A 12,139-nucleotide genomic window follows, 5' to 3' on the forward strand; every position below is an offset into this window, starting at 1 on the left:
AGGTGGGGACCACTGTTCCGGTCGACGTCGAGGCGTCCGTCCGCGACGCTCTCGTGGCCGAGCTGGGTATCGAGGCCGACGCCGTGGTGGGGGATGCCGAACTCTCCCTCCTGCCCGGCATGGAATCCGTCAAGCTGCTGCGTATCGTCAGCGCGCTGGAGGAGGTCCACGGCGTGGCCCTCGACGATGACGCGCTGTTCTCCATCGACACCGTGGACGATCTGGTCCGGGTCCTGCGGGGCGGGCCGGCCGCCGGCGGGACCGCCGCGGAGTCCGGGCCGTGAGCGGAAGAACGGGGGCCCCGGCCGTTGCCGAGCCGCGGGGCACGGCCGGGTGGATCGACGCACTGCACCGGATCGTACCCACGCCCGACCGGTACGTGCGCTTCGACACCGAGCGCGACAGCGCCCTCGCCATCATGCGGTGTTCGCCCGACGTCCTCGACCAGCTGATGCGGGCGGGACTGCGGCACCGCACCGAAGGCGGCCGGGTGCTGTTCGACGACAGCGACATCCGGAACGTGGCCGCGGCGTCCGGATCGGGCGGTTCGGTGCTGGAGCTGGTGCAGCGCTATCTGTTCCGGTTCGCGGTCTCCCCACCGGCGGAGTGGATCGACGAACGCGCGTGGGCGATACGGAACCTGGGTGCCTGCCCCGACGTCACGGGCTGCCGGGAGCCCTGGGAGTTCGCACCCCTGGCCGCGGAGGACTTCGCGGGGCGCTCACGTGACGAGCGCACCGTGACCGACGAGGCGGTGGACGCGTCCGGCGCCAGCGTCGACGGGTACCCGCCGCTGGCGGAGTTCAGCGCCACCGTGCGGACCGTCGGTGCCGTACGGACGGTCCGCCACCAGCTGGTGCGCGACGCCTTCCACGAGTCGCTCGACGAGATGCGCACCGGCCGGATGTACTACCAGGCGATGCCGCCGGCCCTGCGCAACGACCCGGTGGCGGCCCGCGCGAACGGCACGGCGAACTGCATCAGCGTCAGCCTCCACCTGGAGCGGGTCTTCACCGAGGCCGGTCTGGAGGCCCGCAGCCGCAAGGGCTACCTGATGGGCATCCTCGGCAGCGACCACTCCTGGGTGGAGGTCCGAGAGGACGGGGAGTGGAAGGTCGTCGACCCCGTCTTCGCGCTGCTCGGCCTCCGGCAGGGAGCCTCGGAGGAGTTCGTCGAGTTCTGTCTCGGCTCGGTGTCCAACCGGCTGGTCCCCTGCGACTGCCCCGCGGATCTGGAGACCGTACGTCACACCCACCGGCAGTCACCGGCCCCGACACGCAACGTGGTGCTGGTCAAACCCCTCAAGGAGATCCCGTCATGAACGGCCGCGAATTCCTGGCCCAGTGCATATCCGCGCCCGCGATCCTCGACTCCCTGGCGGACGACGAGGACCTGCGGGAGGCGGGGCTGAACTCGGGCGAGATCGTCCTGGTGGTGATGCGCCTGGAGGAAGGCATCGGCAGGGCGCTCAGCGACGACGAGATCGCCTCGGTCACCACGATCGCGAGCATCGACGCCCTTCTGCGCGGGGCCGATCCGTCGGCCGCGTCCGCGCAGGACGCGGCGTAACCTCCGGGAACACGACGGTGGCGGCGGGGGCGGTCATGGCGGCGGCCGTCGCGCGAAGCGGCGGCCCGCCCCGAGGAACGGTCATCGGATTCGTCCGGGACGACGAGGGCGCGTCCCATGCCCTGCACGAGGCGGAGCGCCGTTTGATGACGGCGTTGCCCGCCGCGCGCCGGGACGACTTCCGGCTGGGCAGGGCGGCGTCCGCGCGCTGTCTGACCCGGCTGGGCACACCAGGACCCGTACTGGCGGACGGAAGGCTGCCGCGGTTCCCCGACGGCGTCACCGGCTCGATCAGCCACCGTGACGGCACGGCGGTGTGCCTCGCTGCCGCGAGCCCACGGATCCGCGCGGTCGGGGTGGACCTGGAACTCGCGGACGCACTGCCCCTGGCCGCGGCCCGGCTCGTGTGCACGGAGCGCGAGCGCGACTGGCTGGAAGGCCGGCCGGACGACGCCGCTCACCAGCTGACCGCGCTGTTCTCCCTGAAGGAGTCGTTGTACAAGGCGCTCTGCGTGCTGGGCGTGTCCGTCCGCGGCGTCAAGGAGGTCGAGTGCCCGGTGGGCCGTCTCGGAGGGCTCCCGGCCACCGGGTGCTTCACCGTGCGCGGAGTCCGGTTCGAGGCCGGCGGCGTGCGCTCCTCACGATCCGTACTGACCTGGGCAGTTGCCCGCACCTGATGTTAAGGACGTCTCATGCGCAGCTACCACCGGCTCCTGGACAGGATCGTCGCCGACGAAGCCAGCCCGCCTGCCGTCGTCGAGGCCCTTCGTCTGCCCGGCCTCGACGGATGGGCGGACGGCCGTGTCTGGGGCACCTGGGACGTGGACCCGGTCATGGTGGGGCCCGGGGGGATGTTCGGCGGCTACCTGGCGGCCGTCGCGGACAGCTTCTCCGGTATCTGCATGTACACCGTTCTCGAAGACGGACAGTGGCTGGCCACACGAGAACTGACCATGCGTTTCCTGCTGCCGGTGACCGGCGGCCGCGTCCGTACCGAGTCCGCCGTCGTACGGACGCAGGGCCGACGTGTGTGGGTGGACACCGTGTTCACCACCGACGACGGCCTGAAGGTCTGCACGGCTCAGGCGGTGCAGGTCGTCATACCCGCGAAGAAGTCTGTCGATGAGGCCCGGCTGCCGGCACACCCTCCGGCCCGAGCGGTGCCGTAGCGCCCGGAGCGCCATCCCCGAACATCCCACCCGACCGTACCGTTTGGAGATCCCCCGTGTCCGTACGATCCAGTGAGGCCCTTCGCATCGGCGAGCTGTTCGACATGGGTGCCGCGCAGCACCCGAACAGCCACGTGACCCTCGACCACACGCTGCGCATGTTCCCCGAGTCCGGCACCAGGATCACCTACCGCCGGCTCGCCGACCACGTCGCGGAGATATCCGCGCGCCTCACCGCGGCGGACGTCCGGGTCGGCGAACACGTCGTGCTGTTCGCCTCCAACACCTTCGACCTGGTGCTCACCGCCTGCGCGCTGGCACGCGCGGGAGCCGTACCCGTGCTGCTCTCCCCGCGGCTGGACGGCGACGTGGTGGCGCAACTGCTCACCAAGTTCGACGAGCCACCGCTGCTCCTCACCGACGCCGATACCCTGGGCGGCGCCCTGGACGGCGTCGACCTGTCCGGGGCGACGCGCCGGGTGCTGCTGATCAGTGGTGAGGCCGAGGGCCACACCTGCCTGGAGGAGTTCGCCGGCGCACCGCTCCGGGCGCCGGTGCGCCTGGAGGCCGACGCCCCCAGCCTGGTGACCCACACCTCCGGGACCACCGGCCTGCCCAAGCTCGTGCAGCAGTCGGCCAGCAGCCTGTGGTGGCACCTCAAGCCCCAGCTGAAGACCGCCAAGATCATGCGGGCCAGGGAGACCCGCGCCGTCTGCGTCTCCCTGGTGCACGCCCGGATGTGGCCCCTGCTGTACATCGTCATCTCCCGCGGCCAGCACACCGTGGTGCTGACCGACCCGGAGCCGAAGAAGGTCGCCGACCTCTTCAGCGAAACCCGGCCGGGCCTGCTGGAGGCGCACCCCAACTGCTTCATCCAGTGGGAGAAGCTGGCCGACGACCCGCGCGCCCCGCTCGCCAGCATCCGCTACTTCATCAACACCTTCGACGCCATGCACCCGCGGACGATGCGCATCCTGCTGGGCGCGAGCAAGCGCAGAATGCCCGTGTACATCCAGGGGTACGGGCAGTCCGAGACCGGCCCGATCTGCCTGCGCCCCTACACCCGCAAACTGCTCGAGTCCGCCGACGGCCGCTGCCTCGGGCACACCTTCAGGGGTATCACCGAGGTGAAGATCGGCGAACCGCTGGCGGACGCCCCGGGATCCGAGAAGGTCGGCCCCATCCTCGTCCGCACGCACGGCCACTCCCTGGGCATCATCGGCGGGGCCGAGCAGTTCGCCGAGCGTTTCGCCGGTGGCTGGTGGCGCATGGGCGACCTGGGCTACCGCAGCAAGTGGGGCTGTGTGCACCTGCTGGACCGGGAGATCGACCACATCGACGGGGTGGCCAGCAGCCTGCGGGTCGAGGACACGCTGATGGAACGGTTGCCGCAGCTGACGGAGATGGTCCTGGTGGGCGACGAGGAGGGGCGCCCCATCCCGGTCGTCTCGACCCACGACAACGAGCCTCTCGACACCAGGGCCTGGGAGCGGGCGGTGGCCGATCTGCCCACGATGGCCGCACCGCTGCACTGCCGCTGGAACGCGATCCCCATGACCTCCACCTGGAAGGTCCGGCGACAGGCCCTGAGCACCATGGTGACCGAGGGCACGCTGCCCCTCGTGGGCCCCGCGGCCAAGGTCTGACCAGGGTCATCGAGATGACCACCGAGACGTCTGCCACCGCTCCCGCGGCCGCGCACGCCGCACCCCCCATCGACCTCTTCTCCCAGGAGTTCACCGCCGACCCGTTCCCGGTCTACGCCCAGCTGCGCCGCTCCGCGCCGGTCCACTACGACCCGGCCACGAAACTGTGGTTGGTCAGCCGGGACGAGGACATCCGCCAGGTGCTCCTGGAGCCGGCCACCTACCGCAACGACAACGCGCTCGGCTCGGTCGTGCCGCTGCGCCTGCCGGCGCTGCGGATCCTGGACAGGGCAGGGTTCAAGACCCTGCCGCCCGCGCTGTTCAACAACAGCGGGGACACCCATCCGGTGCTGCGCGGGGCCGTTCTCAGGCTGTTCAGCGCACAGCAGGTACGCGCCGCCCTGCCGATGATCGAACGGATCACCCATGAGGAACTCGACCTCATGGCAGCGGAGCTGGAAACGACCGGGCACCACGACTTCGCCCGGGGCCCGGCCCGGAGGATCCCCGTCCGGGTCATGCTGGAGATGCTGGGCGTCCCCGAGGAGGCGCGCGCCGACATCACGACGGTCGCCGACTGGACGGACGCGTTCATCACCCTGTTCTGGGGACGAACGGACAAGGACCGGCAGCGGGAGCTGGCACTCCAGGTCGCCGACTTCTACAGATGGCTCAGCGAACTGGCCACCCGCGGCGACGCACCCGACGACTCCCTCCTCGGCGCCCTCGCACGGATCCGGATGCCCGACGGCTCCCCGGTGCCCCCCGAGGTCGCCGTGGCCGTCTGCTCCAACCTCATGGTCGCGGGTCATGTGACGACCTCCCAGATGATCAGTACGGCGGTCTACCGCGCCCTGGAGAGCGACGGCCAGTGGCGTGAGCTGGCGCGGGACCCCGGTCTGGCCGGGGGATGGACCGAGGAGACGCTGCGCCGGGAGCCGTCCCTGACCGCCTGGCGCCGGGTCACGAGCCGAGCCACCACTCTGGGCGGGGTCGATCTCCCGGAGGGCGCGGAAATCCTCCTCATGTTCACCAGCGCGGGCACCGACCCCGACGCCTACGAGGAGCCGGAGCGGATCTGCCCGATGCGCAAGGCCGGGCGCGGTCACCTCGGGTTCGGTCTCGGCCGTCACCGCTGCCCGGGCGGGGAACTCGCGCGGGTGGAGGGCCGGGTGGTGCTGAGTGCTGCGGCGGCACGCTTCCCGGACCTGCGGCTCGCCACGCCGGAGCGCCCGCCCTTCCTCGAACTGGTCTCGTTCCGTGCCCCGACGCGTCTGGGCGTGACCCGCGCACCCTCCCGTACACAGGGAACCCCGTACGAAGCGAAAGGCAGCACAGCACCATGAAATCGGTGGAACCCGAGGTCTCCGTGATCGCCAGGCCCGCACTCGACCTCGCAGAGATCGCCTCCTACCTCCAGGAGATCGGAGGCGAGGAGTGGCTCGCCCGGCTCGACCAGGGCCGGCTGGACGGCGAGCTGAACGACGCCCAGACCCTCGCGGAGGTCGCGGGCCGCATGTGCTACCGGTCGTGGGAGCCCGGACTCAACCCCAACGTGAAGCGCGTCCGCACCGACCAGACTGCCTACCTGCGCAACATCCTGTCGAGCGCGCACGGTTCGGTTCTGGAGCACGTCAACTTCACGTTCGTACTGAAGGACGTGAGCCGGGTCCTCACCCATGAGCTGGTCCGGCACCGGGTCGGCACCGCGGTCTCCCAGGAGTCGCTGCGCTTCGTCCGGCTCCAGGAGATCCCCTTCTGGCTGCCCGACTGGGCCCAGGAGGACCCGGAGCTCATGGAGCGGGCGAACGAGATGCTCACCGAGCTCGAACGGTTCCAGTCCTGGATGGCCGACCACTTCGGGCTGGACGACGAGGGCGTCGCCTTCGGGGAGAAGAAGCACAAGACCTCGTTCATGAGGCGCTTCGCCCCGGAGGGGGTGGGGACGAGCCTTGTCTGGACCGCGAACATCCGGACGCTGCGGCACACGGTCGAATCGCGGACCGCACCCGGCGCCGAGGAGGAGATCCGCCTGGTCTTCCACAAGGTCGGGGAGCTGATGCGGGCGGAGGCCCCGGCACTGTTCAGCGATTACGAGGTACAGGAGGGGGCCTGGGTGCCGGAGTGGCGCAGAGTCTGATCACGCCGCCCCGCAGCGCCGGTCCCGTACACCGATCACTTGGAAGGTGCCGTGAAACGAGAGATCACCACCCCGGTCGGGACACGCCACGCCCGCATCCTCGGGGTGGGCGCCTACAGGCCCCGGCGCGTCGTGGGCAACGACGAGGTATGCCGGTACATCGAGTCGACGGACGAGTGGATACGCCAGCGGACCGGCATCGTGAACCGCCGCTGGGCCGAGCCCGACGAGACCCTGGAGGCGATGGGCAGCGAGGCGGCGGACAAGGCCATGGCAGCGGCCGGGACCGACCCCGCGCAGATCGACTGCGTCATCGTGGCCACGTTCACCCATCTGATGCAGACACCGGCCGTCGCGGCGCGGATCGCTCACCGCACGGGCGCCACCCACGCGGCGGCGTTCGACGTCTCGGCGGGGTGCGCGGGCTTCGTGCACGCTGTGGCGCTCGCCGCCGACGCCGTCCGGGCTCGCGGTGGCCACGTCCTGGTGGTGGGCGTGGAACGCATGACCGACCTGCTGAACCTCCACGACCGCTCGACCGCCTTCATCTTCGGCGACGGCGCGGGGGCCGTGGTCGTCGGCCCTTCGGAGACCCCCGGAATCGGCCCGGTGGTCTGGGGGGCGGACGGCTCCCAGGCGGACGTCATCAGCCAGACGGAACCGTGGACCGCCCTCAGGGACGCGCCCGACACCGAGTTCCCCTCGCTGCGCCAGGAGGGCCAGAGCGTCTTCCGGTGGGCGGTCTACCAGATGCCCGAGGTGGCGCTGCGGGCGGTGAGCGCGGCCGGCCTCGGGGTCGAGGACCTGGACGTCTTCATTCCCCACCAGGCCAATGCCCGCGTCATCGACGCCATGGCGTCCCGCATCGGCTTCCCTCCGGCGGTGATCGTCAGCAAGGACATCATCGACAACGGGAACACCTCGGGTGCGTCGATCCCGCTGGCCATGGAGGCGCTGCTCGGGTCGGGTGCCGCCAGGAGCGGCGACACGGCGCTGCTGCTCGGATACGGAGCGGGCCTGTCCTACGCCGGGTGTGTCGTGACTCTGCCCTGAACGGTGGTGCCGTGAGGACAACTCCGAGGAGGGGGATGCCCGTCGTGTCCTCCCGGTACCCCCGCGTCGTCCGACGCGGGGGTACCGGCGGGGGCCGTCCGCTCGGTGCGCCGCCCGGGCGCAGCCGCCGGAGCGATTTGGGGCGCACCGTCACTCTGCCGGGGCGAGCGGGACCGTCGGCCACATCCGCGGCGCGTTCGGGCGGCTCGGACAGGAACGGGCCGCGCTGCTCGGCCCGAAAGGGACGGGGGCTGATGGTTCGGGTGAGCCCCCGCCGTGTTCCGGAGGGATGCCCGCACTGTTCTGCCGGCGGCAGAACACCGCTCGGGCCGGGCTCGACGGTCACTACAGTCCGGTCTCATGACGACGATGACGACGGCGCGTACGGTCGAGTATCCGGCCGACGGTCTGACGATGACCGGGCACCTCGCGCTCCCGGCCGGTGTCGACCGCCGGCCTGCCGTGCTCCTCGGACCGGAGGGCACGGGGCTCAGCGACGTCGAGCGCCACCGGGCCGACGCGCTCGCCGAGCTGGGGTATGTGGCGCTGGCCTTCGACCTTCACGGCGGGCGCTATCTGGCCGACCCCGAGGAGATGCTGGCCCGTTGTCTGCCGCTGCTCGCTGATCCCGACCGGATGCGGGGCATCGGCCGTGCGGCGCTCGACGTGTTGCGCTCCGAACCGCGGACCGACCCCGACCGGATCGCCGCGATCGGTTACGGCACCGGGGGCGCCGTCGCGCTCGAACTCGGGCGCGACGGCGTCGGCCTGCGCGCGATCGGGACCGTCAACGCGACGACCACGGGCCGGCCGGGCGAGGCGGCGCGCATTCGCTGCCCGGTGTGGGCCGGGGTCGGGTCGGAGGACCCGATCATGCCGCCCGCGCAACGGGACGCGTTCGCCGCTGAGATGCGGGCGGCGGGCGTCGACTGGCGCCTCACGGTCTACGGCGGCGCCCTGCACGCCTTCCATCACCCGCCGGTCGCCCACCGTGTGGTCCCCGGCGTCGGCTACCACCCACGGCACGCACGGCGAGCCTGGCGCGACGTCGTCGACCTGCTGACCGAGTGCCTGCCCGTGACGGAGGATCCGGGGGCATGACCCCGGCGGACACGACGGCGCCAGGTCCGGCCGGCGTCGGGCACGGCCGGCCCCGCCCGTCGAGCCCGCACCGGAGAACCGGAGTCAGCGGTCGCCGCCGTGGAAGACGCAGCCGACCGTGGCGCCGCTGCCCATACTGACCACCCCCACGGCCGGATCAGCGCTGCCCCGTACGAAACCTCCCGCGTAGCCGTCGTCCCCGGCGCCGCGCGCGCTCAGGTAGACGCCCCAGTTGAGGAAGAGATCCCGCACACCGCCGGCGCTGTCGGGAAACGGCTCGGCGCAGGGACGTACACGGCGCTGGAGCACGAACGGGCCGTTCATCGCCGAGGTGACCCTGCTCTCCCACTCGGCCGGGTCCACCGTCCAGCCGGCGATGATTCCGTTGCCGCCGTGCAGCAGCGTCGGCTTCAGGACCAGCTCGTGCTGGTGGCCCAGGGCATGGGCGAGCAGGTCGACCCGGGTGCCGCCGGGGTCCGTGGCGTGGGGGCGCACATACCGCGTCCATGGCAGGATCCGGTCGAGGCACGCCAGTTCGGCGGCATCATACAGGTCGCGGTGCTCCTCGTCGGAGAGCATCGCCAGGGTGCCCTTGTTGCCGTACAGCTCGGCGTCCAGACGGCTGAACAGGCCCAGCCTGCCCTGCTCGACCGCGGTCAGCAGGGGCTCCAGCCCGGCCGCCGCGGTGGGGTCGACGAGGTCTTCGGGCAGGAAGTACCGGAAGACGACGTCGATGGTTCGCCCCGAGGCCGTCGGACGACCGTTCGGGTACGTGATCTCGCCGAGGTCGCAGGCGATCCCCTCGACCCCGAAGTCGGCCAGCTTCTCGGCGAACACCCGCAGTCGAGGTCCCACGACGGCGAAGTTCTCCACCGTGTCCACCACGGCGACGACGGGCGCCCGGTCGGTGGGGATGTTCGCGGCGCACTCGGCGTACATGGTCCGCACCATGTGGCCCAGTGTGTCCTCGTAGCGGAGTCCGTGCCGCCGTACGAACGCTTCGAGCGGTGGATAGGCCAGCATCGCCCGGTTGATGTCGGCGTTCTCGAAGCCGCCGAGCGCGCTGGTGATATTGAATTCGAGAAGTCTGAACCCCGCGCCGTCGTGATAGAGGTCGGCCCGCCCCAGCGGGAGGAGCGACCCGGTCCGGGCGCTCCGCGTGATCAGCGCCGATGCCGAGGGGTCCAGGCCGACCGCCGCGGCCAGCGCGGTGGTGCTTCCGCCGAACCGGCGCTCCGGCAGCGAGCGCAGCAACCCGTAGACGGTGTGGAGGTCTCCCACGAGGGTGCGGAGCTCGCTCTCGCCGAGGAAGGCGGGACCGTCCAGGAACCGGTCCTGGTACGCCAGTCTCAGGGTGGCGGACTCCAGCGCGGCGGCCGTGGGGCGGCCCGTCGACCCGTTCCGCGCGAGTTGCTCCCCGTACACGTGGCCCAACCGCGACCTGGGGGGCGTGGGCGGACTCGTGGTCGTCATGGGGTGTCCCTTTCCGGAATGGACCCGTCTGTTCGGTACGGTCCCGCGTTCGGTACGGTGCCGTGCCGCGTACGGTCCCGTGTTCGGTTCGGTGCCGGCGCCCCGCGGCGGACGGCTGCCCGCTCAGTCCGTTCCCGTCGTTCGCGGAGCCGGGTCGGCGCGGGTGATCCACCGTCGGCGGGCGCCCACGAGGAGCCCCATCGCGACCATCGCCATGACGACCGCGCCGCAGCCGAACACGGCGCGGGTGCCGACCTCGGCGGCGACGATGCCGCCGGCCGCCGCGCCGACGGGCAGTCCGCCCCAGGCCACGAGCCGGTAGACGCTGTTCGCCCGCCCGAGCAGGTGCTGCGGCACCAGGGTCTGCCGCAGGACGACCACGACGACGTTCCACGTCACCGTCCCGCACGCGAAGATCGCGAGGGCCAGGCCGGCCGCGTACACCGAGGGCACGGCGGCGAGCACCGTCTCGCTCGTGGTGATCAGGACGGCGGTGGCGACCAGCGCTCCTTCCCGGCCGAGACGTTCCGTCAGCGCGGGCGCGAACCGTGAGGCCACGACGGCTCCCACCGCTTGGCAGGCGAGCAGGACGCCGTACCCGAACGGACCCAGGCCCAGCACCTTCCCGCTGTGCACCACGAGGACCGCCAGCATCGCGCTCCCGGCGAGGTTGATCAGACAGGACACCAGGGCGAGGCTGCGCAGCAGGTGATGCGAGAACAGCCATCGGGCGCCGGCCAGCATCTCCGACAGCACGCCGGTCCTGTCCGGTCCGCGCTCGACGGGCCGGGTGCGGCGGATGCGGCTGATCAGGACGGCGGAGCACAGGAAGGTGGCCGCGTCCACGCCGAAGGGCAGGGCCGTCGCCACACCGAACATCAGCGCGCCGAGGAGCGGGCCGATGAAGCCGGTACCGGCCTCCTGCGCGGCCATGATGCGGGCGTTCGCGGTGGAGAGTCCGGCCTTCGGGGTGATGAAGGGAACGAGTACCTGGGCCGCGTTGCGGCAGAGGACCTCGCCGACGCCGAGCAGGAACATGCACACGTAGAGCAGCGGCAACCCGCCCCAGCCACCGAGGATCCCGAGGGTGAGCACCGCCAGCAGGACGGCCCGGCCGACGTCGACGCGCACCATCATCGCCCGGATGTCGATGCGGTCCACCAGCAGCCCTGCCGGGATGCCGAACAGGAGGAAGGGCGCGGTGAAGGCGACCGAGGCCGCACCGATCAGGCGGGGGTCGTCGGTCAGACGGGTGGCCAGCAGGGGCGCGGCGGCGATCGTGGCCCCGTCACCGAGCGAGGACACCGCGGCGGACCACCACAGCCGGGAGAAGTCACGTCCCAGAAGGGGCCGTCGCGCGTCGGCCTTGTCGGTCGTCGACGCGGTCATGAAAGCGCGTGGCAGCGCGACCGGCAGTACATTGCCTCCCCCTTCGATGTGGCTGCCCCGCCGTCGACGCCACCAGCCCGTCGTCGTTCGCCGAGGCCCGCACAGCCAGGTGCGCGGGGTTCCCGAGAGTAGTCGGCGTCCGCGGTGGAGTCGAGAGGACGATCGGGCTCCGCCGGGAGCGCCTCATCACCGCCGCTCATGTGCCGGACGAACCGGCCGAGCGCCTCCCAACGAAGATCAAATCATGTGTGAAAGAGGGGGGTTGTGTCCTGCGGTCTTCTGATATGTTCACCGCCGCTGGGCGGGTGGACCGGCGGTCATGGACGCGCACGCAGGGGAGGACATGCCGTGAACGGGGCTTCGGCTCTCCGCGGCTGACGGCACGGACGACTGACCGACGACTGATCGCCAGCTGATCGACGACTCATCGACGACTGAAGCAATGGCCGGCCGATGGCCGGCCGAGGTCTGCAGGAAGAGGCATCGTGACCGCCCGCTTCGGCGGACGGTCCGCAACGAACGGAAATCCCCGGTGAGGCACCTGGCTGCCCGTGGCCAGGACTGCCACGGACCAGCCGCGCGCAGATGGAAGGGTGGGA

Annotated in this window: 12 protein-coding genes; 10 read left to right on the forward strand and 2 right to left on the reverse strand. The window is 71.4% G+C overall.

Annotation, left to right across the window (positions count from 1 at the left end):
* The first annotated feature begins 2 nt into the window (after positions 1-2).
* The 10 genes from PSQ21_RS34065 (at position 3) to PSQ21_RS34110 (ending at position 8,678) form a co-directional block, all read left to right on the forward strand.
* Complete coding sequence (locus PSQ21_RS34065; protein WP_274035252.1) at positions 3-284, forward strand: acyl carrier protein; 282 nt, start codon at positions 3-5, stop codon at positions 282-284.
* The gene (locus PSQ21_RS34070) at positions 281-1,321 is read left to right on the forward strand and encodes a hypothetical protein (RefSeq protein WP_274035254.1); all 1,041 of its coding nucleotides are present in this window, start codon (positions 281-283) and stop codon (positions 1,319-1,321) included. The genes PSQ21_RS34065 and PSQ21_RS34070 overlap by 4 nt, the downstream gene beginning before the upstream one ends.
* The gene (locus PSQ21_RS34075; protein ID WP_274035256.1) at positions 1,318-1,569 is read left to right on the forward strand and encodes an acyl carrier protein; all 252 of its coding nucleotides are present in this window, start codon (positions 1,318-1,320) and stop codon (positions 1,567-1,569) included. The genes PSQ21_RS34070 and PSQ21_RS34075 overlap by 4 nt, the downstream gene beginning before the upstream one ends.
* Positions 1,570-1,604: 35 nt before the next feature.
* A complete protein-coding gene (locus PSQ21_RS34080; RefSeq protein ID WP_274035258.1) occupies positions 1,605-2,246 on the forward strand; it encodes a 4'-phosphopantetheinyl transferase family protein in 642 nt (213 codons plus the stop codon).
* A 15-nt stretch (positions 2,247-2,261) separates the two neighbouring features.
* On the forward strand, positions 2,262-2,738 hold the full coding sequence (locus PSQ21_RS34085) for a PaaI family thioesterase (RefSeq protein ID WP_274035259.1): 477 nt from the start codon (positions 2,262-2,264) through the stop codon (positions 2,736-2,738).
* A 56-nt stretch (positions 2,739-2,794) separates the two neighbouring features.
* Positions 2,795-4,384, forward strand: a complete 1,590-nt coding sequence (locus PSQ21_RS34090) for a class I adenylate-forming enzyme family protein (protein WP_274035260.1) — start codon at positions 2,795-2,797, stop codon at positions 4,382-4,384.
* A 14-nt stretch (positions 4,385-4,398) separates the two neighbouring features.
* Positions 4,399-5,730 (forward strand): cytochrome P450, encoded by a 1,332-nt coding sequence (locus tag PSQ21_RS34095; RefSeq protein WP_274035262.1) that lies wholly within the window; start codon positions 4,399-4,401, stop codon positions 5,728-5,730.
* Entirely contained in the window at positions 5,727-6,524 is a 798-nt protein-coding gene (thyX, locus tag PSQ21_RS34100; RefSeq protein WP_274035263.1) for an FAD-dependent thymidylate synthase, read from the forward strand. The genes PSQ21_RS34095 and thyX overlap by 4 nt, the downstream gene beginning before the upstream one ends.
* 51 nt (positions 6,525-6,575) lie before the next feature.
* Positions 6,576-7,577, forward strand: a complete 1,002-nt coding sequence (locus PSQ21_RS34105; RefSeq protein ID WP_274035265.1) for a beta-ketoacyl-ACP synthase III — start codon at positions 6,576-6,578, stop codon at positions 7,575-7,577.
* A gap of 360 nt (positions 7,578-7,937) precedes the next feature.
* Positions 7,938-8,678, forward strand: a complete 741-nt coding sequence (locus tag PSQ21_RS34110; protein ID WP_274035266.1) for a dienelactone hydrolase family protein — start codon at positions 7,938-7,940, stop codon at positions 8,676-8,678.
* A gap of 84 nt (positions 8,679-8,762) precedes the next feature.
* Here the strand turns inward: PSQ21_RS34110 and PSQ21_RS34115 are convergent, their stop codons facing one another.
* Positions 8,763-10,151 (reverse strand): hypothetical protein, encoded by a 1,389-nt coding sequence (locus PSQ21_RS34115; protein ID WP_274035268.1) that lies wholly within the window; start codon positions 10,149-10,151, stop codon positions 8,763-8,765.
* Positions 10,152-10,274: 123 nt separating this feature from the next.
* Entirely contained in the window at positions 10,275-11,540 is a 1,266-nt protein-coding gene (locus tag PSQ21_RS34120; protein WP_274035269.1) for an MFS transporter, read from the reverse strand.
* Positions 11,541-12,139 lie beyond the last annotated feature (599 nt).

This window comes from Streptomyces sp. MMBL 11-1 (assembly GCF_028622875.1).
Classification (GTDB): domain Bacteria; phylum Actinomycetota; class Actinomycetes; order Streptomycetales; family Streptomycetaceae; genus Streptomyces.

Coding starts and splice junctions, on each gene's coding strand:
- PSQ21_RS34075 (WP_274035256.1), top strand. CDS start 1,318: ATGAACGGCCGCGAATTCCTGGCCCAGTGCATATCCGCGCCCGCGATC.
- PSQ21_RS34080 (WP_274035258.1), top strand. CDS start 1,605: ATGGCGGCGGCCGTCGCGCGAAGCGGCGGCCCGCCCCGAGGAACGGTC.
- PSQ21_RS34085 (WP_274035259.1), top strand. CDS start 2,262: ATGCGCAGCTACCACCGGCTCCTGGACAGGATCGTCGCCGACGAAGCC.
- PSQ21_RS34095 (WP_274035262.1), top strand. CDS start 4,399: ATGACCACCGAGACGTCTGCCACCGCTCCCGCGGCCGCGCACGCCGCA.
- thyX (WP_274035263.1), top strand. CDS start 5,727: ATGAAATCGGTGGAACCCGAGGTCTCCGTGATCGCCAGGCCCGCACTC.
- PSQ21_RS34110 (WP_274035266.1), top strand. CDS start 7,938: ATGACGACGATGACGACGGCGCGTACGGTCGAGTATCCGGCCGACGGT.
- PSQ21_RS34115 (WP_274035268.1), bottom strand. CDS start 10,151: ATGACGACCACGAGTCCGCCCACGCCCCCCAGGTCGCGGTTGGGCCAC.
- PSQ21_RS34120 (WP_274035269.1), bottom strand. CDS start 11,540: ATGACCGCGTCGACGACCGACAAGGCCGACGCGCGACGGCCCCTTCTG.